This is a genomic window from Marinomonas sp. (assembly GCF_965225885.1).
In the GTDB taxonomy this organism is placed as follows: Bacteria; Pseudomonadota; Gammaproteobacteria; order Pseudomonadales; family Marinomonadaceae; genus Marinomonas.
This window is the reverse complement of sequence record NZ_OZ245329.1, coordinates 471,534-496,452: the sequence shown is the minus strand read 5'-3', so window position 1 is coordinate 496,452 and position 24,919 is coordinate 471,534. Positions and strand designations below refer to the sequence as shown.

Annotated in this window: 21 protein-coding genes; 11 read left to right on the top strand and 10 right to left on the bottom strand. The window is 43.2% G+C overall.

Annotated features, from left to right (window positions below; all coding sequences use genetic code 11):
* Positions 1-11 precede the first annotated feature (11 nt).
* From ACO05V_RS02275 to ACO05V_RS02265, 3 genes are all read right to left on the bottom strand, one after another.
* On the bottom strand, positions 12-1,112 hold the full coding sequence (locus ACO05V_RS02275) for an amino acid ABC transporter permease (RefSeq protein ID WP_421847084.1): 1,101 nt from the start codon (positions 1,110-1,112) through the stop codon (positions 12-14).
* A gap of 10 nt (positions 1,113-1,122) precedes the next feature.
* Positions 1,123-2,298 (bottom strand): amino acid ABC transporter permease, encoded by a 1,176-nt coding sequence (locus ACO05V_RS02270; protein ID WP_421847082.1) that lies wholly within the window; start codon positions 2,296-2,298, stop codon positions 1,123-1,125.
* 110 nt (positions 2,299-2,408) lie between these two features.
* Complete coding sequence (locus ACO05V_RS02265; protein WP_421847080.1) at positions 2,409-3,434, bottom strand: amino acid ABC transporter substrate-binding protein; 1,026 nt, start codon at positions 3,432-3,434, stop codon at positions 2,409-2,411.
* Between the two features lie 552 nt (positions 3,435-3,986).
* Between ACO05V_RS02265 and lrp the strand changes: the two genes are divergently transcribed.
* Positions 3,987-4,463 (top strand): leucine-responsive transcriptional regulator Lrp, encoded by a 477-nt coding sequence (gene lrp / locus ACO05V_RS02260; protein WP_421847078.1) that lies wholly within the window; start codon positions 3,987-3,989, stop codon positions 4,461-4,463.
* A 45-nt stretch (positions 4,464-4,508) separates the two neighbouring features.
* Here the strand turns inward: lrp and ACO05V_RS02255 are convergent, their stop codons facing one another.
* The 3 genes from ACO05V_RS02255 to ACO05V_RS02245 all read right to left on the bottom strand — a co-directional run bounded on the left by ACO05V_RS02255 (position 4,509) and on the right by ACO05V_RS02245 (position 8,326).
* Positions 4,509-5,201, bottom strand: a complete 693-nt coding sequence (locus ACO05V_RS02255; protein ID WP_421847076.1) for a hypothetical protein — start codon at positions 5,199-5,201, stop codon at positions 4,509-4,511.
* A gap of 129 nt (positions 5,202-5,330) precedes the next feature.
* A complete protein-coding gene (gene recG / locus ACO05V_RS02250; protein ID WP_421847074.1) occupies positions 5,331-7,412 on the bottom strand; it encodes an ATP-dependent DNA helicase RecG in 2,082 nt (693 codons plus the stop codon).
* A gap of 8 nt (positions 7,413-7,420) precedes the next feature.
* Positions 7,421-8,326: a hydrogen peroxide-inducible genes activator gene (locus tag ACO05V_RS02245; protein ID WP_421847072.1), complete on the bottom strand. Its 906-nt coding sequence runs from the start codon at positions 8,324-8,326 to the stop codon at positions 7,421-7,423.
* A gap of 115 nt (positions 8,327-8,441) precedes the next feature.
* Here ACO05V_RS02245 and ACO05V_RS02240 point away from each other — a divergent pair, with 115 nt between their 5' ends.
* From ACO05V_RS02240 to arnF, 8 genes are all read left to right on the top strand, one after another.
* A complete protein-coding gene (locus ACO05V_RS02240) occupies positions 8,442-9,308 on the top strand; it encodes an NAD-dependent epimerase/dehydratase family protein (protein ID WP_421847070.1) in 867 nt (288 codons plus the stop codon).
* Between the two features lie 216 nt (positions 9,309-9,524).
* Complete coding sequence (arnB, locus tag ACO05V_RS02235) at positions 9,525-10,670, top strand: UDP-4-amino-4-deoxy-L-arabinose aminotransferase (RefSeq protein WP_421847068.1); 1,146 nt, start codon at positions 9,525-9,527, stop codon at positions 10,668-10,670.
* Between the two features lie 4 nt (positions 10,671-10,674).
* Positions 10,675-11,661: an undecaprenyl-phosphate 4-deoxy-4-formamido-L-arabinose transferase gene (gene arnC, locus ACO05V_RS02230; protein WP_421847066.1), complete on the top strand. Its 987-nt coding sequence runs from the start codon at positions 10,675-10,677 to the stop codon at positions 11,659-11,661.
* A gap of 2 nt (positions 11,662-11,663) precedes the next feature.
* Positions 11,664-13,658, top strand: coding sequence for a bifunctional UDP-4-amino-4-deoxy-L-arabinose formyltransferase/UDP-glucuronic acid oxidase ArnA (gene arnA / locus ACO05V_RS02225; protein WP_421847064.1), 1,995 nt, complete (start codon positions 11,664-11,666; stop codon positions 13,656-13,658).
* 3 nt (positions 13,659-13,661) lie between these two features.
* Entirely contained in the window at positions 13,662-14,570 is a 909-nt protein-coding gene (gene arnD / locus ACO05V_RS02220) for a 4-deoxy-4-formamido-L-arabinose-phosphoundecaprenol deformylase (protein WP_421847062.1), read from the top strand.
* On the top strand, positions 14,560-16,215 hold the full coding sequence (locus ACO05V_RS02215; RefSeq protein WP_421847060.1) for a phospholipid carrier-dependent glycosyltransferase: 1,656 nt from the start codon (positions 14,560-14,562) through the stop codon (positions 16,213-16,215). Before arnD ends, ACO05V_RS02215 begins: the two co-directional genes overlap by 11 nt.
* Positions 16,212-16,535 (top strand): 4-amino-4-deoxy-L-arabinose-phosphoundecaprenol flippase subunit ArnE, encoded by a 324-nt coding sequence (arnE, locus tag ACO05V_RS02210; RefSeq protein ID WP_421847058.1) that lies wholly within the window; start codon positions 16,212-16,214, stop codon positions 16,533-16,535. Before ACO05V_RS02215 ends, arnE begins: the two co-directional genes overlap by 4 nt.
* Entirely contained in the window at positions 16,532-16,915 is a 384-nt protein-coding gene (gene arnF, locus ACO05V_RS02205; protein ID WP_421847056.1) for a 4-amino-4-deoxy-L-arabinose-phosphoundecaprenol flippase subunit ArnF, read from the top strand. The genes arnE and arnF overlap by 4 nt, the downstream gene beginning before the upstream one ends.
* Positions 16,916-16,978: 63 nt before the next feature.
* Here arnF and ACO05V_RS02200 read toward each other — a convergent pair whose 3' ends face one another.
* The 4 genes from ACO05V_RS02200 to gmk all read right to left on the bottom strand — a co-directional run bounded on the left by ACO05V_RS02200 (position 16,979) and on the right by gmk (position 20,492).
* Entirely contained in the window at positions 16,979-17,365 is a 387-nt protein-coding gene (locus ACO05V_RS02200; protein ID WP_072839391.1) for a RidA family protein, read from the bottom strand.
* Positions 17,366-17,406: 41 nt separating this feature from the next.
* A complete protein-coding gene (locus tag ACO05V_RS02195) occupies positions 17,407-19,524 on the bottom strand; it encodes a RelA/SpoT family protein (RefSeq protein WP_421847053.1) in 2,118 nt (705 codons plus the stop codon).
* A 62-nt stretch (positions 19,525-19,586) separates the two neighbouring features.
* Entirely contained in the window at positions 19,587-19,811 is a 225-nt protein-coding gene (gene rpoZ, locus ACO05V_RS02190; protein ID WP_114411399.1) for a DNA-directed RNA polymerase subunit omega, read from the bottom strand.
* 57 nt (positions 19,812-19,868) lie between these two features.
* Positions 19,869-20,492 carry a guanylate kinase gene (gmk, locus tag ACO05V_RS02185; protein ID WP_421847051.1) on the bottom strand — a complete coding sequence of 208 codons (624 nt, stop codon included), beginning with the start codon at positions 20,490-20,492 and terminating at the stop codon, positions 19,869-19,871.
* Between the two features lie 295 nt (positions 20,493-20,787).
* Here gmk and ACO05V_RS02180 point away from each other — a divergent pair, with 295 nt between their 5' ends.
* A complete protein-coding gene (locus ACO05V_RS02180; protein ID WP_421847049.1) occupies positions 20,788-22,989 on the top strand; it encodes a bifunctional diguanylate cyclase/phosphodiesterase in 2,202 nt (733 codons plus the stop codon).
* 22 nt (positions 22,990-23,011) lie between these two features.
* The gene (locus ACO05V_RS02175; protein WP_421847047.1) at positions 23,012-24,886 is read left to right on the top strand and encodes an ATP-binding protein; all 1,875 of its coding nucleotides are present in this window, start codon (positions 23,012-23,014) and stop codon (positions 24,884-24,886) included.
* Positions 24,887-24,919 lie beyond the last annotated feature (33 nt).

The window sequence follows — 24,919 nt, the reverse complement described above, 5'->3', positions numbered from 1 at the left end:
CAAATTCCTAACTAATTTCGCTTGTGCCCGGTTTCTAACTTACGCTCGATTGACATACTGTAGCGAGACATACCAAAGCATATAATCCAATAGACAAAGGCTGCAAAGGCGTAACCTTCGACTGTTGTTCCTAACCAGTTTGAATCATGGTTAGCGGCTTGAATTCGACCCAAGAAGTCAAACATACCAACGATATAAACCAAGGTCGTGTCTTTAAACAAAGCAATGAATGAATTCACTATTCCAGGTATTACCAGTTTCAATGCTTGAGGCAGAATAACCAGAATCATGGATTGCCAATAGGTTAAGCCCATTGCATCTGCGGCTTCATATTGGACTTTAGGGATCGCTTGTAGACCACCACGGATAACTTCAGCCATATAAGCAGCAGAGAACAAGGTAATACCAATAACGACGCGCAGTAACTTATTGAAGTTCAAACCTTCAGGTAAGAACAAGGGAATCATCACTGACGCCATGAACAAGATAGTAATCAGCGGCACTGCACGAATGGTTTCGATAAAGACCACACAAACTGACTTTGCGATGGGCATTTCTGAACGTCTACCAAGCGCCAATACAATCCCTAGAGGGAAAGAAGCCACAATACCGATAACACCCAGTAATACAGTAAGGAAAAGGCCACCCCATAAAGAAGTTTCTACAACTTCAAGGCCAAATACTCCTCCAGCAAATAAGAAGTAAGCCACAATAGGGTAAACAACGAGAATAGCGATCGAAAGATGCAGCTTATTTACTGTTTTGATGGCAAAAGCACCAACCATAACCACTAATAGAATCACGGCCAAATTAATGCGCCATGTTTCTGCATCTGGATATAGCCCGTACATAAACTGATCAAAATAGACAACCACGAAAGCCCAACAAGCACCACCGCCCGTACAAGCCGCTTTTGAAGCGCCTTCCCATGTTGCATTGATAATCCCCCACTCAACAATAGGCGGAATAAGTAAATACAGTAGGTATAAGCTAAAAAGGGTTAGAAATATATTCAGTGGAGACGAAAATAAATTCTGACGTACCCATGCCACAGCACCAACCGATGTAACCGGTGGTGGGAGACTTGGTGATGGTTTAAAGATAATAGCCATGGTCTGCCTCCTAGCGTTCAATTAATGACATTTTGCTGTTGTACCAGTTCATGAATACCGAAATCGATAGACTCAATGAACCGTACACCAACATACAAAGACCAATGGTTTCAATTGCCTGACCGGTTTGGTTCAGGGTTGTACCCATTACGACAGCTACCAATTCAGGGTAGGCAATTGCTGCCCCTAAAGAAGAGTTTTTCGCCAAGTTAAGGTATTGGCTTGTTAGTGGCGGAATAATAACGCGCAACGCTTGAGGCAAGACGATTAGGCGCTGTGTCAGACTATCACGTAAGCCTAAAGAGCGAGCTGCTTCAGTTTGTCCCCAGTTAACGGACAAAATACCTGCACGAACGATCTCTGCAATAAAAGCACCAGTGTAAGTTGATAAGGCGACTAATACCGCAACGAATTCAGGCGGCAGCACCATACCACCAGTAACGTTAAAGCGGCTTTTTTCTGGTAAATCGAACTCTATTGGAAAACCAGCCAGCGCTAGAAAGATAAAAGTAATACCAACAATGACGCCTAATGAAGACCAGTAAGCTGGAAACCATAATCCCGTTCTGGTTTGACGCTTCTTGGCCCAAATGATCAAGCCAATAGATGCAAAAATCGATAGAATAAACCCGAAGATTACCAAGCCGAAGCCATCTTGGGTTATTGGGTTTGGAGAGTAGATGCCGCGTTTGTTCAGTAGAAAGTCGGCAAACTCATAGCTATCACGTGGCGCTGGTAGTGCGGCAAGTACCGCAAAATACCAAAAGAACATTTGCAACAATAATGGAATGTTACGCAATGTCTCTATGTAGACGGTTGCTAAACGTGCCACTAACCAGTTTTTTGATAAGCGGGCTAAGCCCATTATTACGCCAATAATGGTGGCTAATATAATCCCTAATATGGAAATGACGAAGGTATTGATTAAGGCAACAAAGAACGTTCGTCCGTATGTATCTGCCTCAGTATACTCAATTAGGTGCATAAGAATTGGGAAGCCAGCTGGCTCATTGAAAAATGAGAAACCAGTGGAAATCCCTCGTTTGTCGAGGTTTGATTGAAGGTTACTAAATAAGTAATAACCTGCAAAGACCACCAACGCTAGCAGCAAGATTTGAAAAATTAGGGAACGATTACCCGCATCATTCAAAAAGCTGTTATTACTCGGAGTTGTTTTATCGGTCATCTTAGTTCAGGCAATGAAATGCTCGTCAGATGTGTAAGAAAGGGGGAAGAAACCCAGCGACTCTCTAGTCGCTGGGTAAATACCCAAGCAGAAATAATTTGCTTTAGGTATTAACGAACTGGTGGCGCGTACATGATGCCGCCAGCTTCAGTCCAAAGTGCATTAAGACCACGCGGTAAATCTACAGGAGTAGATGGCCCAACGTTATGCTCAAATACTTCACCGTAGTTACCTACGTTAGCGATGATGTTATAAGCCCAATCAGCAGGAAGCTCTAGTTGAGCACCCATATCGCCTTCAACACCTAGTAAACGTTTGATGCCTGGATCATTTGTTTCTTTTTTGACCTTAGCAACGTTTTTAGAGGAGATATCCATTTCTTCTGCGTTAACTTGAACGAACATAGACCAAGTTACGATATCTTTCCACTGGTTGTCGCCGTGACGAACAACAGGACCTAGTGGTTCTTTGGAAATGGTTTCTGGAAGAATTACGTGAGCAGATGGATTGGCTAGTTTAGTACGGTGAGCCGCTAGACCAGATTTATCAGTCGTGTATACGTCACAGCGACCTTGGTCGTATGCTGAAAGCGCTTCGTCTGCTTTTTGTACCACAACTGGTACATAAGACAATTTGTTTTTACGGAAGAAATCGGCCATGTTCAACTCTGTTGTTGTACCTTGCTCTGTACAAACAGTGGCACCATCAAGATCCAAAGCAGATTTAACGCCTAGGTCTTTACGAACCATGAAACCTTGACCGTCATAGAAGTTGACTGCAGTGAAGTCTAAACCCAAAGAAGCGTCACGGGTGTAAGTCCAAGTCGTGTTACGAGCTAGGATATCAATTTCACCAGATTGTAGAGCAGTGAAACGTTCTTTAGCTGACAGTGGTGTGAATTTTACTTTTTGAGCATCACCAAAAATTGCAGAAGCAACAGCACGACAAGCGTCAACGTCTATACCAGACCATTCGCCTTTATCATCAGCATTAGAGAATCCTGGAACGCCATTACTTACACCACATTGAACGAAGCCTTTTGCTTTAACGTCCTCAAGTGTTGATGCAGCAGCACCGGCGCTTATGGTTGCTGCGATTGCAGCAGTCGAAAGTAATTTACCAACATTCGATTTCATTATATTGAGCCTCCCAGGCGTTTTTATATATGTTGTTATCTTGCTTGATTTTATATTCCAGATTTTTAAATCCGTGTCTTAAAACATAGCAAGGTTAGTGCCAACATTTAATTATTCTTGTTGTTTGATATATGTAGATGATTCCTCTAAAAGATCATCACATCTCCCTATAGAATTACTCTTTTGAGGAGTAGTCAAGGATAAAATGTCAGGAAAGCTGTGTGGAATACTTGATTTTTGCACTTTTTAAGGATGTAAGCAGAGGTGTTTTAATTAGCTTAGCTGAATATGTTTTTTTATTAAAGCTAGTAAAAACAAGGAACTCAGAGCTAGTGACGCTCTCTTCTTGCACAAATATAGGGCGCAATGGAAAAGGAGTGGATCTATTCTGTGCTAGATGAGTTTTTTGCATCATTTTGGTGCCTTGTTCGGATTGTTGTACTTAATTCGAATACCCACACGCAATATATTGAATAAAGCGCTTTCCATAATTTGTAATCTGCATGGTAGACTTGAGCATCAATTGAAGTCATGTAAGGAGATCCACGTCAGATGGATAACTCAGCAAAACCGCTTGATCGCTTAGACAAAAAAATTCTTCGAGAACTGCAAATTAATGGCCGTTTATCGAATGTAGAGTTGGCTAGTCGTGTAGGGCTAAGTGCGACTCCTTGTTTGGAACGAGTACGCCGGTTGGAACGTAACGGTTACATTACGGGTTATTGTGCTTTGGTTAACCCAAAGAAAGTGGACGCAGGGTTGCTTGTTTTTGTCGAGATTCGTCTCAAGACAACGTCTCCAGAAGGCTTTAATGAATTCAAAACCGCCGTTGCTGAAATTCCAGAAATTTTGGAGTGTCACTTGATTGCAGGTGACTTTGAATACCTTTTAAAAGCTCGTGTATCCAATATGGATTCTTACCGCCTTTTGCTTGGAGAAACCCTACTGACACTGCCACATGTTCGCGAATCTCGTACTTATGTGGCAATGGAAGAGGTGAAAAACACCACCGTAGTTAATATTCCCTAGAACATAACGTTGGTGAATAGCCTGCTTTTGCAGGCTTAATGCTAACTATTTTTTTGTTAATTCTGCGAGTATTTTTCCTAACATCACCGGTCCCATCCCTTTTACATTAAGTACGGCTTTTTCTGAGTGAAAAGGGCGTTCTGCTATTAATTTTTCTAGTACTTTTTTGGGGACGCCTTTTACTTTTAGAAGCTTGTCCACTTTTGATTTATTGATGATGAGATAGCCATCGTCGTAACCAGTGGCGTTTTTTTTTACTTCTTTCTGTTTTTTGGCGATGGGACTCTCTGTTGCTATTTTCGGCGTAGGTTCTGCTTTTTCGTGCTCAAGTTCGTCCTTTTCCATCACTGGGACAAAGGAATCAGACGACACTTCAACCTGATAAGGCGTGTCGAAATAGGCTGAATCACACAAGGTGTAATTTACCCCGTCCCATTCGCTAAGCTGTAATGCTAATTGCCAATTACCGCTGGGTGGTTGTTGGAAAAGCAGGTCGTAGTGGCAATCGGAAAGAAAATGCTGTCCTTTCATTTCACCAAGAGTGGTTGAAGCGAGCACGATAGTTTCTGAGCCTCCAGTACTTTGACGAAGCGCACATAATTGTAGACGTAAAGTGCCACTGAGATTGCCTTCGACTCTATCGTTAGCAATGCGCTGAATGGAAACAATGACTCTGTCATTTTCGATTCGGTAGCCGCAGCCTTGGATCGTTAGATGTGCTTGGTTGGAAGCATTCATGTCAGTTCCTTCTTGCGAATCGATTAAGTAGGGCTTTTTAGCCTATGGAATTTTTGATTAAATTTTGCACATGTGCAAGCAAATACCACGTTTATTTAAATAAGAAGAGTATTTAAGCGAGAAGAGGATTTAAACGTTTAAATATTGATCGTGATTAGGTAACCATCGAGATAAAAGTGGCGAGACGCGATCAGGATAACGACTGTGCAACAGAGAGGCCGCTTTTTGAACATCATCGAGCAAGTTTTTGTCGCGCTGCAAATCCGCTACTTTGAATTCCCAAAGGCCGGTTTGTCTGGTGCCGAGTAATTCTCCGGGGCCGCGTAATTCAAGGTCTTTTTCTGCGATTTTAAAGCCATCGCTGGTTTCTCGCATGGTAGAAAGTCGTTCTTTGCCTTGCTGTCCTAGCGGAGCTTTATAAAGCAGCACGCAATGACTGGCAGTTTGCCCTCGACCAACACGACCACGTAACTGGTGAAGCTGAGCAAGCCCGAGCCTTTCTGGATTCTCTATCACCATTAAACTAGAGTTTGGTACATCCACACCCACTTCGATGACGGTTGTCGCGACCAAGAGCTGAATTTCACCGGCTTTAAATCTGGCCATAATGTCGGCTTTTTCTTGCGCTTTGAGTCGGCCATGCACCAAGCCAATGGATAAATTCCCCAATTGCTCTTGTAGTAAAATTGCCGTGTCTTCAGCCGCCTGGCATTGCAGCGCCTCGGATTCTTCAATCAAGGTACAGACCCAATAGGCTTGCTTGCCTTCTTCGCAGGCGCTTTTCACTCGATCAATCACTTCTTGTCGGCGCTGGTCCGATACCACAATAGTATTCACTGGCGTTCGACCTGGTGGTAACTCGTCAATGATGGAGCAATCCAGATCTGCGTAAGCAGACATCGCCAAGGTTCTTGGAATCGGCGTGGCCGTCATAATGAGCTGATGAGGCTGGAAACCGTGCTTCATGCCTTTTTCACGTAATGCCATACGCTGGTGCACGCCGAAGCGATGTTGTTCGTCGATAATGGCGAGCGCTAAACGATCAAACTCAACCGTGTCTTGAAATAAGGCGTGGGTGCCGACGACAATTTGCGCTGCGCCAGAAGCGATATCAGCAAGTTCTTTTTCGCGAGTTTTGCCTTTGAGCTTGCCAATCATCCAAGCGACTTTTAAACCAAGTGGCTCAAACCACTGGGTAAAATTAATATAATGCTGTTCAGCAAGAATTTCCGTCGGCGCCATGATGGCGACTTGATAACCGGCCTGTACGACAGACGCAGCGGCTAAAGCGGCCACTAAGGTTTTACCTGACCCTACGTCGCCCTGAACCAAACGCAACATAGGATGCCCTGTGTCGAGATCGTTAAGGATTTCTTGAAATACTCGACTTTGCGCATTGGTTGGTGAAAAGGGGAGTTGTTGTAAGAGTCGTTGACTTAATTCGCCGGGCACTTTTACCTTGATTGCAGCATCTTGCTTGGCTTTCATGCGCTTACCAATCAGCGAAAGCTGATGCGCCATAAGCTCTTCAAAAGATAAACGATATTGCGCGGGATGTGTTCCCGATCTGAGTAATTCGAGGTTGGCTTCTCGCGACGGATGATGCAGAAAGTGAATGGCATCGCTCAGTGGAGGCAAACTGAATTGGGTGCGGATTTCATCCGGTAGCCATTCTTGCAGATTGTAGGGTGTTAAACGCTCTAATGCTTGCTCACACAGTTGGCGAATCTTGGTTTGCGTTAATCCATCAGTGAGCGGGTAAATAGGTGTAAGTTGCGCGGTTTCTTCTTGTGTTTCGTCGTCACCAATGACTTTGTATTCTGGGTGATAGATTTCAAACCCAGTGCTGCCGCGACGGATTTCACCAAAGCAACGAACTCGCTTGCCGGATTCCAGTTGTTTCTTTTGCGCGGCGGAAAAATGAAAAAAGCGCAAACACAGGGTGCCAGTGTGATCTTTGATGCGACACAGCAAACTTCGACGTTTGCCCATTTTGATTTCAGCGCCCGTGACTTGGCCTTCGATCACGGCTTCGTCACCAAAGCGCAGCATGCCGATGGGAACAACGCGCGTTCTGTCTTGATAGCGAATCGGTAAATGGAACAGCAAGTCTTGCACTGTATTCAAATGCAGCTTGGCCAGCTTTTCGGCCATGGCGTCACCAACACCTTTTAGCTCACGAACATCCTGAGTGTCTAATCCGTCGATCATGCTGTTCTCTATAAGTTCAGATGCTTGCAAGCATCACGGATAGACTGGCTTACCGCTTCAATGGCTTTCGGGCGCGGGAAGCTGGCTCGCCATGCTAAGGCAACAGTACGTTTCGGTGCTGGCTCAGTAAAAGGGCGCACTTCTAACATATCGTGATTAATATTGGTGACGGCGGATTTTGGCAGAACCGTCACCCCTAAGCCAGACGCGACCATGTAACGGATAGTTTCTAATGAACTGCCATTGACGATAGTGCGACCATCACCAAATTCGCCTTCTGTTACCAGAGGACAGGCTTCTAATACTTGCTCACTGAAACAATGACCTTTGCCAAGCAACAACAAATTATCGGTAGAAAGCTGGTCGGTTTCTATGTGCGTTAGCTTGGTCCATGGATGATTCTTTGGCATAAGAACCACAAATTCTTCTTCGTAAATCGGTTGTGTCACCACATCTGGTTCACGGAACGGAAGCGCCACTATGATGGCGTCTAGTTCACCATTACGCAGTTTAGGACGTAGGTTCTCGGTGAGATCTTCTTCAATAATTAATGGCATGCCAGATGTCACACTATGCAGTGCCGGAATCATGAAAGGGAACAGATATGGGGCGATGGTATAAATAGCACCAACTTTGAGCGGGCCTTTTAATTGATTTTTACCAGAGGTCGCCAGCTCTTTAATCATGCTGGCTTGATCCAGTACTCGCTTGGCCTGAGTGATGATTTGCTCGCCCAATGGTGTGATATAAACGGAGCTTTTGCTGCGCTCGAAAATGGCTGTGCCAAGCTCTTCTTCGAGCTTCTTCACGGCGACACTGAGCGTGGGCTGTGAAACATAGCAGCGGTCTGCTGCACGGCCAAAATGTTTTTCTTCGGCTAGCATTACAATGTATTTCAATTCCGTTAATGTCATAACACACCTTTTCGTTCGGCTGATTCATTGTTAATAACTATGATAATACATAATTTGATAAAGTATACTCGTTCTTTAGTGACTAAGAATATCTGAGGCGATTGGAGGAGGATAAATGGCAAAGATTTTAATTGCTGGTTGCGGAGACTTGGGTTCTGGTTTGGCTGCCGAGTTAGTCGCGCAAGGCCATATTGTTACGGGCATTCGTCGCACAAAAAAGGTTTTCCCTGATGGCGTAATAGGCATAACGGGTGATCTTGTTGAAATGAGCGACGACACCTTGCCTGATGCAGATGTGGTGTTTTTAATCATGACGCCTAATGGACGCAATGAAGAAGCGTATCGAGCGGCTTACTTTGATACAGCCCAGGTGTTGATTCGTCGATACAAAGACATGGCTAAGCAACCGAAGGTGTTTTTTGTATCAAGCACCAGTGTTTATGGCCAAAGTCAAGGTGAGTGGATTGATGAAACTACGCCAGCACAACCAGCCTCAGCGACCGCAAAGATTCTAGTCGAAACAGAGCTGTCTTTAGCAGCTGCATTTTCCAGTGTGGCAGTGCGTTGCTCAGGTATCTATGGCTCTGGGCGTTTTAGATTATTGGAAACGGTTTTAAGTGGCAAAGATTGGGGAGACAACAGCTGGACCAATCGCATTCATCGAGACGACGCTGTCTCTGCTCTGGTGTTGTTGGCAAACTGTGCTTTAAGTGAGAAAGTCATACCAGCACATGTGATCGTGACGGATCAAACGCCTGTTTCCATGTGGGAAGTGAAGTTGTGGCTGGCAACTTGCCTTGAAGCCAAAGTCGCTGTTAGTAGCTGTGAAGGTTTTGTTCCGAATTCTGGAAAGCGTATTCAAGGTCAATATCTTTTGTCACAAGGTTGGCGTATGCAACATCCAAGTTATGTGGCGGGCTATGTTGCCTTGGTGACTGAGTTTCAGGAAAAAGCGGAGAGTAATTCGTTAAATCTCAATTGACATCAAGTTGACATTTTATAGGTATAAACTGACCTGACAGCTCATAAAATCAGGTATTTAGGGGATCTTTGCTGCTACATCTATGCATAGTTAGATAATAATGTGAAAATGTAGCCTATTTTGATATATTAATTTTTCACTATTTATTGACAACCCATGAGCTATATAAAGACAGTTGCCAATACTTAAAACGTTTTTGTGGGGTCATTTAAGCCTATGCCGTCGTCTGATTTTTTGCCTTTTTCTCGCCCTGCTATCGATCAAGCGGACATTGATGCCGTTAGTGAAGTGTTGTCTTCAGGTTGGATTACCACGGGCCCTAAAACCAACGCATTAGAAGAGGCGTTTTGTGATTATTTAGGTTGCCGTCATGCGATTGCTGTGTGTTCAGCGACAGCGGGTATGCATATCACCTTACTAGCGTTAGGCATAGGACCTGGAGATGAGGTTATTACTCCCTCTCAAACTTGGGTTTCTACCGCTAATATTATTTGTTTATTGGGTGGGACGCCGGTGTTTGTGGATGTCGACAAAGATACCTTGATGATGACTGCCGAATCGTTAGAGCAAGCAATTACCCCTAAAACCCGCGCTATTGTGCCTGTACATTATGCGGGTGCGCCAGTGGATTTAGATGCGATTAAAGCCATTGCGACACGTCACGACATTCCCTTAGTAGAAGACGCAGCTCATGCCATTGGTACTTATTATGGTGATACGCCAATTGGCCATCGAGGGACTGCAATTTTTTCTCTCCATGCGATTAAAAACATTACCAGCGCCGAAGGTGGAGTGATTACCACCGATGATGATGCTTTGGCTGAGCAACTGAGAATGTTGCGTTTTCACGGATTGGGTGTGGATGCCTTTGATCGTCAGATGCAAGGGAGAAAGCCGCAAGCCGAAGTCATGATCCCCGGTTTTAAATACAATATGCCAGATATGAATGCCGCTTTGGCTTTAGGCCAGTTTGCTCGCATAGGCAAGCTTAATCAGCAACGCTCTGATCTTGCGAATTTGTATCTTGAGGGTTTAAAGAATACGCCACTACAACCCTTGTCTTTAGTTGACTATCCGCATCTCCATGCATGGCATTTGATGATAGTACGCGTAGATCCTGATGCTTGCGGCTTTGATCGTCAGCATTTCATGGATGGGCTTAAAGAAAGAAACATTGGTTCAGGTATCCATTTTCGTGGCATACATACCCAGCATTATTACCGTCAGCGTTTCCCTGATGTGTCTTTACCGAATACCGAATGGAATTCAAGCCGATTATGTTCTATTCCATTGTTCCCTGATATGACTGCACATGATGTGCAGCGTGTATTGACTGCTATTAATGAGATTGTGGAGAAATAATCTAGTGTCAAGTCAAAAGGCTATAGCCAAAGTTGCCATTGTCATTCCTGTTTTTAACGAAGAAGAGAGTCTACCTGAGTTAATACGTCGAACGGACAGTGCTTGTCGTCTTATTGAACGAGATTACGACATTATTTTGGTAGACGATGGAAGTCGAGATCGTTCTGCTGAGTTGATTCAAGAAGCGGCAAATCAACCGGATAGTCATATAGTCGGTGTGATGTTAAACCGAAACTATGGCCAACATGCTGCCATCATGGCGGGATTTGAAATTTCAGATGCAGATTTGGTGATTACCTTAGATGCAGATTTACAAAATCCCCCTGAGGAAATTCCTCGTCTTGTAGCGAAAGCCGATGAAGGCTTTGATGTCATTGGGACAGTACGAAAACACCGTAAAGATTCCTTATTCCGACGCTTGCCATCAGCCATCATTAACGGTGGTGTGCGACGTGCTACAGGCGTGCAAATGAGTGATTACGGTTGTATGTTGCGGGCGTATCGCCGCCATATTATCGATGCCATGTTGCAATGCCACGAACGCAGTACCTTTATCCCTATTTTGGCGAACAGTTTTGCTCGTCATACCACTGAAATTGATGTTGATCACGCAGAACGTGAGTTTGGCGATTCTAAGTACAGTGCGATGAAACTTGTCAATCTGATGTTCGACTTGATCACCTGTATGACAACCACGCCACTGCGTTTACTGAGTATCGTAGGTAGTGTGATTGCTGCGACAGGCTTCTTGTTTGCTTTTGTGTTGCTAATGTTGAGGTTACTACTTGGACCTGAATGGTCTGGCGATGGTGTGTTTACGCTGTTTGCCGTTCTTTTCATTTTCGTTGGCGCACAGTTTATTGGCATGGGATTATTGGGCGAATATATCGGGCGAATGTATCAAGATGTTCGCGCCCGCCCTCGTTATTTTGTTCAAAAAGTTGTTCGTAAAGGACAAACTTCTTCACCACTTTTTAAAGAGAAATCATAACTATGAAAGCTGTTGTTTTTGCCTACCACAATATTGGATGTACTGGAATTACCCAGCTTCTAGAAGCTGGCATCGAAATTGAAGCTGTTTTTACTCATACGGACTCTCCTGATGAACAGCGCTTTTTTTCCTCTGTAGCGCAGCTATGCGCTGAGAAAAACCTACCAGTCTTCGCTCCTCATGAAGTAAATCATCCTCTATGGATTGAGCGCATTAAAGCGATGGATCCAGATTATATTTTCTCTTTTTATTACCGCGATATGCTTAGCCAAGATTTGTTAGATTGCGCAAAACTTGGCGCGTTTAATCTACATGGCTCTTTATTGCCTAAATACCGTGGCAGAGCGCCAGTTAACTGGGCATTGGTCAATGGTGAAAGTCAAACAGGCGTAACGCTACATAAAATGACAACGCGCCCAGACCAAGGCGATATTCTCGCTCAGCAAACGGTTAACATTGAAGAAAACGATACAGCACTTACTTTGCATGGAAAAATGGACACCGCATCAGGTGTTTTGATGGCAAACGTATTGCCAGCTTTGCTTAATGGAAGTGTGACTTACACTAAACAAAATGACGCTGATGCTACTTATTTTGGCCGTCGTACTGCTGCTGACGGTGAATTAGATTGGAAAAAAAGCGCTCAAGAATTATTCAATCTTACTCGTGCAGTGACTCAGCCTTATCCAGGTGCGTTTAGTTTTATCGGTGATCGAAAAGTTATCGTTTGGGAAGTTAAAGTGGTTTCCCCGTCAGATAGCTCACTAACAAATAATCAAACGCCGGGCACCATTATTAGTACAGATCCACTGCAAGTCGTTTGTGGTGATGGCGTATTGCAAATCGAAGCAGGACAATCTGAGCAAGGTTTATTCTTACGCGGTTCACAATTGGCTCGTGAAATGAGCTTGACTCAAGGCATGCGCCTTGCACCAAAAGCTAGCTTGTCTTTGTCTGCTAAAAAACGTACTAAAGTATTGATTTTAGGTGTTAATGGTTTCATCGGTAACCATTTGACTGAGCGTCTTTTGAAAGACGACGGTTATGATGTTTACGGTATGGATATTAGCTCTAGTGCAATCGGTCGTGTACTAGACCACCCACGATTCCATTTTGTGGAAGGGGATATCAGTATTCATGGCGAATGGTTGGAATACCACATTAAAAAATGTGATGTGATCTTACCTTTAGTAGCGATTGCGACGCCAATCGAATACACACGTAACCCATTGCGCGTTTTCGAGCTCGATTTCGAAGAAAACCTAAAAATCGTACGTCACTGCGTGAAATACAACAAACGCATTATTTTCCCATCCACCTCAGAAGTGTATGGCATGTGTAGCGATAACGAGTTCGACGAAGATACCTCAAGCCTAATCGTTGGACCAATCAACAAGCAGCGCTGGATATACTCTGTTTCTAAACAACTATTAGACCGAGTGATTTGGGCGTACGGTCAAAAAGACGGTTTACGTTTCACTTTGTTCCGTCCTTTCAACTGGATGGGCCCACGTCTAGACAGTTTGGATTCAGCTCGTATTGGTAGTTCTCGTGCTATTACCCAGTTGATTTTGAACCTCATTGAAGGTACTCCGATTCAGTTGATCGATGGTGGTGCTCAAAAACGTTGTTTCACCGACATTGATGATGGTATCGAAGCCTTGTTCCGCATCATTGAGAATAAAGATTCAAACTGTGATGGCCAAATTATCAACATCGGTAACCCTGATAACGAAGCTAGTATCAAAGACATGGCGCAGACGTTACTTGAGAAATTCGAAGCTCATCCATTGCGTGGCAATTTCCCTCCTTTTGCTGGGTTTAAAGGCGTGGAAAGCCGTAGTTACTACGGTGATGGTTACCAAGACGTTTCTCATCGTCGTCCAAGTATCAAAAATGCCAATAAATTGTTGGACTGGCATCCAACGACTCATATGGATGACACCATTGAGAAAACGCTTGATTTCTTTATTCAATCGACCGTTTCTCAGGATTAATTAATGAGAAATATTGGACTGCGAATTGATGTGGATACCCTCAAAGGTACTTTGGTGGGGGTTCCTAAGTTATTAGAAATACTCGAGAAACATGATATTAAAGCGAGTTTTTTCTTTTCTATGGGACCAGATAATATGGGCCGCCATTTATGGCGGCTCATTAAACCTAAGTTCCTCCTCAAGATGCTGCGCTCCAATGCCGCCAGCTTATACGGTTTGGATATTTTGTTGGCGGGTACTTGTTGGCCAGGAAAAGTCATTGGCAAACATGCGGTAAAGCCCATTCTGGATACTCAAAAACAAGGTCATGAAATTGGCCTACATGCTTGGGATCATCATGGTTGGCAATTAAATACGGAACGTTGGTCAGATGAGAAAATGCTGACCCACATTCGCCGTGGTTACGATAGCTTAAGCGATATTCTTGGTGAGCCTGTACGCTGTAGTGCCGCTCCCGGATGGCGTGCTGATCAGCGCGTTATTGATTTAAAAGAATCGTTCGGATTTGCTTATAACAGTGATTGCAGAGGGCTAACACCTTTTTATCCACGTCTGAATAACGGGAAAGCCGGTACAGTGCAAATCCCTGTGACTGTCCCCACCTTTGATGAGGTCGTTGGTACAGAGTGTGATATCGCCGGATTTAATGAATACATTTGCAATGCCATCGACAAGCAACCCTGTGCTGTTTATACCATTCATGCGGAAGTAGAAGGGATTGTGATGACTGAGCAATTTGAACAGTTGCTCGCCATGTTTAAAGAACGCCAGTGGCAACCTGTTACGTTGGCGACATTACTAGAAGAACAAGCTGCGACAACCCTCTGTGACGTAAAACGGGATACTTTGTTAGGACGTGAAGGTTGGGTTGGTTGGCAAGATAATATGAAAGAAGACGTTTATGTATCGTAGTCAATATAAATGGTTACTGCTGTTAGCCTTTGTCGTTCTTTATCTTTTGCCATTAGGGCTGACGCCTTTATGGATGCCTGATGAAGTAAGGTATGCGGAAATAAGCCGTGAAATGCTGGCGACAGGAAACTGGGTCGTGCCGCATTTTATGGGCATGGATTACTTCGAAAAGCCAGTATTAGGTTACTGGATGAATAACATCAGCCAGTTATTATTTGGCCAAACCAATTTCGCTGCGCGTCTTGCGCCGGCATTGTCTATTGGCTTAACTGGTTGGATTACCTATTACTTTGTAAAATCTGCACTCAAAGATGAACGCAAAGCCTTTTATTCTGCATTGGTTTATCTTTCGATCCCCTTGGTGTTTGGTGTTGGCACTTATAACACATTAGATAGCCAGTTAACCTTATGGATGGCGGCGGCTTTTGCGAGTTTTTATTTTGCCATGAATGGCCAAAATCGTTCAGCTTTGGTTGGTCGTTATTTACTGTTTGGCGTATTTTGTGGTGCTGCCTTTTTGACCAAAGGCTTTGTTGGTTTGGCTATATTGGTAATAGCAATTGTGCCGTTTATGATTGTGACTCGCCAGTTTAAACAAGTGGTTGGCTACGGAACCTTGTCGATTTTAGCTGCGGTTTTAATTGCTTTGCCATGGAGTATCGCGGTCGCTATACAAGCACCTGATTATTGGAACTTTTTCTTTTGGAACGAAAATATTCGTCGTTTCGAATCCAATAATGCGCAGCATTTAGCGCCATTTTGGTATTACATCCCAACTTTGTTGTTGGCGGTTTTTCCTTGGACTGTATTAGCGCCACACGCTATTGCTCGGAGTTTTGCGGATAAGGACAACAAACGCTTCTTTTTATATCAGGCTTGTTGTGTTGTTTTACCCTTTATTTTGTTGTCCATTGCCAGAGGTAAACTGGCAACCTATATCATGCCTCTCATGATGCCATTGGCTATTCTAATTGGCTGTGGTTTAGTAGAACTGATTAAACAAAAGCATGTCATCATCAAATGGTCTGTTTGGATCAATTTGTTGGCTTTTTCTGGCATCGCTTTGGTACTGGTTTTGGTTCAATATCAGGTACTAGGAAAAGTTGAAGGGTATCAAGCTGAAGAGATCTACACCTTCTGGTTCGCGATTGGAGTCTTTTTCTTTTGTGCCTTGTTGCCATTGCTGCCGATGAAAAAATTTAGCCGAGTACCATTTTTCTTGGCGGGGACATCGGTCGCTTTACTGTTACTTTTGCCATTTTTTCTGCCAATGAAGGTGGTGAATAATAAACATCCAGAAGTTTTTTATGAGCAACATATTTCGCTTATTGATCAGGATGCTTGGGTGATAACGAATTATCCGGGATTGATTGGAGGACTAGGTTGGATCCTAGATCGTAGTGATATTGACTTACTAGAATCTTATGGAGAGTTGGAATACGGCGTAAAACGTAGCGAACAGCAGCGTTACTTCCGTTACGATGAATTCCGTGAGCAGTTGAAAAAAAGACAACATTCGCAGCAAGTTGTGTTGGCATTTTATGCAAATCCAACGGACGCTCATGTATTTAAGGAGCTTCCTGCTCCCGCACAACAATATCAAGGCGGAAATTTCCACCTATATATTTACCCTAAATTACCATGACAGTAGCGCTTGTTATTTTGACCTTGCTCTTAACTTGTACTGGGCAAATTTTACAAAAACAGTGTGCCGTTAGCTTGGATAGCAAAAGTCGAAATTGGCTCTTGTTATCCGCCATTGCGTGTTTGGGATTTGGTGCTTTAGCATGGCTTTTGGTGTTACAGCAGTTGCCGGTAGGTATTGCTTACCCAATGCTCAGTCTAAACTATGTATTGGTTATGCTCGCCTCTCGTTACTGGTTTAAAGAGCCTGTCAGCCTTCGTCAGTGGTTTGGCGTTCTCTTGGTTATCACAGGCGTGAGTTTGTTGGGAGGTAAGCTATGAAGGCGTGGTTAGCAATTGCGGCCAGCGTGATGTTAGTCACCATAGCGCAGCTCTTGATGAAATCTGGTATGAGCGGTTTGCCTTTGTTTACACTGGATTGGCTAGACATTCAGTTTTGGTTAGAGCATTTCAACAGCCTTGCCAAAGTCTTTGTCGGTTTAACCTGTTACGCCTTGTCTCTAGGTTGCTGGATGTTGGCATTATCTAAATTGCCTTTGTCCATTGCTTATCCTTGTTTAAGTATTAGCTACGTACTGGTAACGATTCTGGCTAATGTGTTATTCGATGAAGCCTTGTCTATTTCTGTCATGCTCGGCAGTATCTTGATAGTGTTTGGTGTGAGCTTGATCACCTATAAACCCAAACAGTATTCCCATTAAAAACAAAAAAAAGAGGCCGCGGCCTCTTTTTTTATTTTGACTTAAATTATGGAATTGAAGGTATCAGTCTTCCAACACCATGATACCTTCGATTTCAACCTGAACGCCTTTTGGTAAAGCGCGAACGCCCATTGCTGCACGAGCAGGGTAAGGCTGTTTAACGAATTGCATCATTACTTCGTTTACGGTAGCAAAGTTGCCCAGGTCAGTCATGAAGATGTTGAATTTCACAACGTTTTCTAGAGAGCCGCCAGCCGCTTCACAAACAGCTTGTAGGTTTTTGAATACTTGGGTTGTTTGTTCAACGATGTCTTCGCTGATAACTTCCATGGTTTCAGGAACCAAAGGAATTTGACCAGACAAATATACTGTGTTTCCAGCGCGAACGGCTTGTGAGTATGGGCCAATAGCCGCTGGTGCGTTTTCAGTGTGAATCACTTGCTTTGACATAATAAGTATCCTTTATCTAGGAAATGGTAAGTAAAAATGGATCAGCGCCCAACAATGGTTTCGCGTGAAACTTTTTCCACACAGCGAACCGCTTTAATACGACGCATAACATCGGCTAAGCCTATACGACTGGAGATAGTAATGCTCAATCGTAAACGACTGACTCGACCGCGTTCAATAATATCGAGATTTGATACTTGGAAATCGGTATCACTGATCGAACTGGCAATTTTTGCCACCGCGCCACGCTCATTTATGTAAGTGACGATAAGGCTGATGTGTAACTCTTCTTCGATATCTTTGCCCCACGCCATATGAATAAAGCGTTCAGGATTAGACAAATGATCTTGAACGTTAGGGCAGTTGAGGTGATGAATGATGATGCCTTTATCAACCTGAACATAACCAACAATTGGGTCGCCAGGAATTGGTGCGCAACATTTGGCATAAGAAATAAGCATGCCTTCTGAACCATTCACCTTAAAGGATTTCGGTGTAACCAAGGTATCTTCATCAATGTTCGGGAACAACTCGCGAGCAACCAGATAGCCCACATGACGGCCTTTGCCGATGGATTCCAGTAAGTCATCCATGGATTCGAGCTGGTGGTTGGCTAATACTTGTGCAATTTGTTCTGCTGTTAGCTCTTCAATATTGGTTTTAAAGGCGTTTAAAGAGCGCGTTAGCAGACGGTGACCGATAGATATCGCATTTTCGCGCTGCTTGTCTTTCAAATAATGACGAATGTTGGTGCGCGCTTTGCCGGTAATCGCAAAACTTAACCAAGCAACATTTGGTTGAGCATTCTTCGCGGTAATGATTTCAACCGTTTGTCCGCTTTCTAGCTGTGTACTTAGTGGTGCGAGTCGGCGGTTAATTCGGCAAGAGATACAGGTGTTGCCGATTTCAGTGTGAACGCCATAGGCAAAATCCACTGGTGTTGCGCCGGAAGGTAATTCAATGATTTGACCATTTGGCGTAAAGACATACACTTCGTCTGGGAATAAATCACTTTTTACGTTATCAACAAATTCGACGGGGTTGCGTGCTTTTTGTTGAATTTCTAATAAGCTTTTCACCCATTTTGTCGCACGGTCATGGTTACTTGGCATACTAGAAGTGCCACTGACTTTGTAAGCCCAATGTGCCGCAATGCCATTGTTCGCAACCAAATCCATTTCTTCAGTACGTATTTGAACTTCCATCGGAATACCGTTGGTGCCTAATACGGTTGTGTGAAGAGATTGGTAGCCATTGGATTTTGGAACCGCGATGTAATCTTTGAAGCGGCCTTCGATAGGTTTGAACAGAGCATGAATAACGCCGAGAATTCGATAGCAGCTGTCATGGCGATCCGTAACGATGCGTACGCCCATTACGTCCATGATTTCATCTAAAGAACGGCGCTTTTTGTCCATCTTCTGATAAATGCTGTAAATGTGTTTTTCTCGAACGCTTATGCTGGCTTCAATGTAATCGGCGGCCAGTTCTGACCGAATTGTATCTTCAAGCTTTTGGGTGTCTTTAATGCGCTGCTGGCCATATTTTTTATGGATGGCTTTTTGGAGCATGCGCGCGCGCATTGGATAATAGGCTTGAAACGCGAGGGATTCTAAATCTACCCGAACCTTGTACATACCCAGACGGTTTGCGATAGGTGCATAAATGTCTAATGTTTCGCGGGCAATACGGCGTTTTTTATGGGCAGGCATGGCATCTAATGTGCGCATGTTGTGTAAACGGTCAGCCAATTTAACCAAGATGACACGAATATCATCGGCCATGGCCATGGCCATTTTTTGGAAGTTATGGGCTTGTTTTTCGATTTGGCTATTGAATTCAAGGTGCGTTAATTTACTCACACCATCCACAAGTCCCGCAACGCCTTCACCAAATTGTTCGGTAAGCGCTTCACGGCTGATGCCTGTGTCTTCAATAACATCGTGCAGAAGGGCCGCTGTCAGTCCATCACAATCCATTCGAAGTTCCGACAGAATTTCGGCGACAGCGAGAGGATGGGTGACATAGGGCTCGCCACTTTTACGTCGCTGCCCGTCATGGGCTTGCTCGGCGTAATAATAGGCGCGTTTTACCTTAGCAACTTGCTCGTAAGGTAAATACTGACTCAAGGTCAGCGCTAGATCTTCAATGGTATACATCGCTCACCTCACTAAGGCAAAAAGGAAGCGCGACAATTGTGCTATGAGCGACACCATAGAGATTAAAACTCGTGTAAAGGGCGTTTTTGTTGATCAATATTGTGCGCGTTGATCAAGTTTTCCGCGATTTCACGTAGTGCAACTACAGTAACTTTGTCGCCTTCTAAAGGCACTTTTGCGTCTTCACCACCCGTTGCTAGTTGACGAGCGCGTTTTGACGCGACCATCACTAGTTCAAAGCGGTTATCAACGTTTTCTAAACAATCTTCTACGGTAACTCGAGCCATTTTGACCTCTGTGTTCGGTTATCTATTTTTCCAAGGGTAATTCTACTTAACGGCTTCTCACAAAGACAAGAGATCATTTATAAGATTGCCATTTTTTTCCTGCATAACCGTTGTTTTTGAGCGCATTGCTTGAAAAACAGCAGCGATTTGTGAAAGCGCAGCATCAAAATCGTCATTTACGATGACAAAATCGTATTCATGATAATGTGACATTTCGTTAACGGCCTTTGCCATACGACGCTGAATGACGTCATCTGAGTCGGTAGCGCGTTTTCTTAAACGCTCTTCTAACGCCTGCAATGATGGCGGCAAAATAAATATTCCGATGGCTTCGGGATAGAATTGGCGTATTTGGCGAGCGCCTTGCCAGTCTATTTCTAAAATGACATCTAAGCCTTGTTCTAGCATGCCGAAAATAGATTCTTTCGATGTGCCGTAATAATGATCAAAAACTTGAGCGTGTTCGAAGAACGCGTCTTCGGCAATCATGTCCAAGAAAGATTCATCATCGATAAAGTAGTATTCTCGGCCATGTTCTTCGCCTGAACGTGGTGCTCGAGTAGTGTGAGAAATTGAAATCCTTACATTACTGTCTTGACTGAGCAGTGCTTTGTATAAAGTCGATTTACCAGCGCCAGAAGGGGCTGATAAGATGAATAAATTGCCTTTATGTTTGTCCATGGGGTTCTTTTAATCCGCCTTATTTTGACTTTGTAGCGTTTTACTATATCACAAACAAAATGCCTATTTTTAGTTGGGTATTATTGTCGATATTAGCGTTTTTTGACAGAAATGTTTGTCAAACTAATCGACTGATTTTTCAAGGTTTTTTCGGTCAAATTCTATTGGTTTTATGTTCAGTAATAATTCTTTACAAAGTTTTTGATTGTTCTCGATGTGTTTTTTTTAAACAAGACTAAGCTTCAAAGGTAAGCGTTCTACAGATAAACAATGGAAGACAAGGAAGGGAAATGCAATGGATTTACCCTACGAAAAGAAATCACTGAAAGCCATTTCTAAAAAAAGAAATTACTGCAAAGTCTTATCCGTTGAAGATGATCCTGATTATCAAGAAGCGCTAATGAACGGCCTTAGTGCGCTTAATTATGATGGTAAACAGGTCGAGTTTCTGACTGCATCATCTGCTAATGATGCTGCGACAGTGATTGCTGCCAACCCTGACATATCGGTAATTTTTCTTGATGTGGTGATGGAGACAGATGAAGCTGGTTTACGTCTAATTCGTACTATTCGGGATGTGATTGGCAACGATTTGGTGCGCATTGTTTTGTTAACGGGTCAGCCTGGTATGGCACCTGTAGATGACCTTATTGGTCAATACGACATAGACGATTATTGGTGCAAATCAGATCTCACTCAGGCGCACTTACAAACCATTGTATTAAGTAATTTGCGTACGTGGGAGCATCTTTATGATATGAAGGAAGCTCGTCATGGTATGCAATTACTACTGGCCTCCAGTCAACGAATTGCCTCAAAGAGCGACATTACTGACTATACACACTCTATTTTGGAAGAAATTGGGCTGCTGCTAAAAATGAGCAGCGGCGGTATTGTGTGCTTTTTTCACCCAGAAGAAGAGCATCTCGAAAAAGCCTTAATTGTGGCCGCTTGCGGTGAGTTCTCGTCTCATATTCATCAATATTTTTTATCGGCAATCCAAGAAGTTTTTTTAAGAGAAGCCGTGGAACTGGCTAATACGCAGAAAAGTCATGTGTTTCAGGATGGTTTTTCTGTGTTGTATTTTTCGAATAAAGAGCTAGAAGATCGAGAATACATGGTGGTGGTTAAGTTAGATCGAAACCTTGCCAGCAATGAAATTAACCTGCTTCAGGTATTTTGCGAAAACATTAGTGCTGGTTTTCGTAATGTTGCTTTGCATAACAAGTTAACTGAGCTGGCCTATATTGAACCGACATTAGGTATTCATAATAAAAACTGGCTGGTTCGCGAGATTCGCAACATGTTTTCCTGGGAGCGAGAAAAAGCCACCTTATTAATGTTATATGTGGAAGATTTGGCCTATACCGAGTCGGTATTAGGCTCAAAATACTGCGATAAACTCACCTTGTCTTTGTATGAGTATCTGAGTCACTTCTTTGATAAAACTGTAGATATTGCCTTACTTGAACGAGACACATTAGTGTTGATTGTATATGACGATCAGGATTACAACGAAGCGTCACTGGAAAATATTATTCATACCAGTGTTGAAGTGAAAAACTCCTTACATTCTCTTGATTTGACCGTTAGTTCGGTGAAGTTTTCCGACTTTCCAAATTATGAAGCCGAGCAATTAGTGAGTGTTGGCAAGAGCACCTTAGAAAGAGCGAAATACGAAGGTGTATCTTATCTGGCATTTTCTGAAGCCTTGGCGTCCGCTATGTTTGGACGCTATGAGTTGTTACAAGATCTGCGAGAAGCCATTTTAAACGATGAAATCAAAGCATATTTTCAGCCTAAGATGAACTTGAGAGATAATAAGTTGGTGGGTTTTGAAGCATTAGCTCGATGGACTCATAAAAACGGTAGCAGCATTCCGCCGGACCAATTTATCGCCTTGGCCGAGAGCAGTGGTCTGATTGATAAGTTGGATCAGCAAATGTTGAAGCTGTCCTGCCAAGCCATTAATACACTGAAAAATATTGGTATTAATGTGCCGATTTCGGTCAACGTTGCTGGCAATGAAATCATTCGTCCTAATTATTTTGAAAGCTTTCAAAAGCTTCTTGAAGAAGAGGGTGTCCCGAGTGAAATGATTGAACTAGAAATTACTGAATCTCAATTCATTGAAGAAAAAGGCAATATTAACAAGCATTTAATGGCGCTAAAAACATTAGGTGTGCGAGTTAATATTGATGATTTTGGAACTGGCTATTCTTCTTTGGCCTATTTATCTACGCTATCGGTGTCAACCGTCAAAATCGATCACAGTTTTGTCTGGCGCATGGAAGAGTCTGAAAAAGATTGGGAAATTTTGAAGATGATTATTGAGCTAGGTAGTTCGTTAGGGCTGAGTGTTATTGCTGAAGGTATTGAAACAGAGCAGCAAAAAGCGCATCTGTTAGCTTTGGGTTGCGAGGACGGCCAAGGTTACTTATTTGCTAAACCTATGTCGTTAGACGATACGATCAGCTGGGTTCAAACAGGTTTGTAACAGTATGATTTTTAGTAAAAGGATGTCACAAAGACCATTACTTTTTATGTATTTGTCGGGTATTTTTGTCTTTATCGTATTGCTTAGTTGGGGCAGCTATCGGTTTTTTTTAGACAATAAAATCAGTCAGCTAGCATGGAATGAATCAGAAGTATTGTCCCGTAGCGCGAGTGTTTTTAGCCGTGAAATGGGGCATATAAAACGAGTTACTTTATTGTTACGCAACAGCATTAACGCGCGCTTATCTGCTCAAGATTCGACCTTGCCGCAAGGTACAAAAACAATTCCTAGTGAGTGGGAAGCATTGGTGGTGGATGAGTTTAGTCAATTTGCTCGAACCTCTAAGCTTATCTCTCAAGTTCGTTGGATCATGCCGAATGGCCAAGAGCTTATTCGAATCAACTCTCAAGCCGATGTTATTAATCGAGTGCCAGAAGATCAACTACAAAACAAATCGGATCGACATTATGTACAAAATGCACCGGACAGCAGCAACGATGTTTATATTTCTTCTTTGGATTTGAATATTGAAAATAAAGAAATCGTCCGCCCTTTTCAGCCAACGGTTCGTGGTGTTGTCAGAGTGAATGGTGAGATACCCGGGATTCTGGTAGTGAATTATGATTTGACCAAATTATTTGAGCTTGTACGCACTTTTAGCAGTGGCGGTGTGTATTTAGAAATACTCGATACGAATGGCAACTGGGTGTTGGCAGCGGATAGAAGTCTTGAATGGGGCGGCATACTTCATCCTGACAGCATGAGCTTTAATATCAAAACGCATTTTCCGGTTATTTGGCAAGAAATGAATGCAGCGGACGGATTGGAACGAGTTTTTGACGATGGACGCTTGTGGAGTCTATTGAAGCTGCATATAGATGAAGAGGTAGAGGTTCAAGATTCGAAAACGCCATCCTTATACTTTGTGGCTCGCTCAAATTCTGATGCTTTTACATTATGGCGAACCAAGATAATTCTTTCTATCGCTTGTGTTGCTATTATTAGCTTCTCTATTATTGCTTGGTTAGTTTGGCGGCAAATTACATCCCAGCTTGAGACCTATCGGTTACTTAAACTGGTTCAACAAGAAAAAACACAAGCTGAGCAGATTAACCGCAAATTGAATCTAACGAATAAGCGTTTAGTGGATCTTCAGGATGAGCTAGTAGAAAGTAGTAAATTATCCTCACTAGGCTTGATGGTTGCCGGCCTAGCGCATGAAATGCATACGCCGCTAGGTGGCGTCAGAATGGCGTTATCTTCTTGTAAAGTATGGTTAGATAAAGAATCCAAGCTACGGCCTTCCGAAGGGCTTGAAAAAATCGATGGATCACTGCTAATAGCGGAAAAAAACCTCGTTCGCGCCTTGGATGTAGTTTCTAGTTTTAAACGTATTGTGTCGGATAGAACCGCGCAGGATGTGCAGGCTTTCTTCTTCCATAATGTCGTTAATGACATCTTGTTTACTTATAAACCGATATTGAAGAAGCGCTCCGATATTCATATAGAGAGTGAATGCCCTGAAGACATTGCTATGTTGGGTTACCCGGGCGCTATTTCTCAAATCATTCAGAACCTGATTGATAACGCCTTAGATCACGCGTTCCAACGCCTAGATAAAGGCATCATCACCCTTACGGCTAAAAAAGAACAAGATAACCTCATTCTTGTTATTAGCGACAATGGCAGAGGTGTTTCACCCGAAATAAAAGCGCATATATTTGATCCTTTCATCACGACGGGCCGAACCAATCAACATACAGGATTAGGGTTACACTTAGTGAGTCAGTGGGTCAATGTGCTGATGAAAGGACGAATCGATGTGGTATCCGACGTTGGAGTCGGTACGATATTTACGCTTACTCTACCTCTGCGTGTGGAGATTGATTCGGAATAGCTGTGAATAATAAGATAGGCTCAAATTTATTAA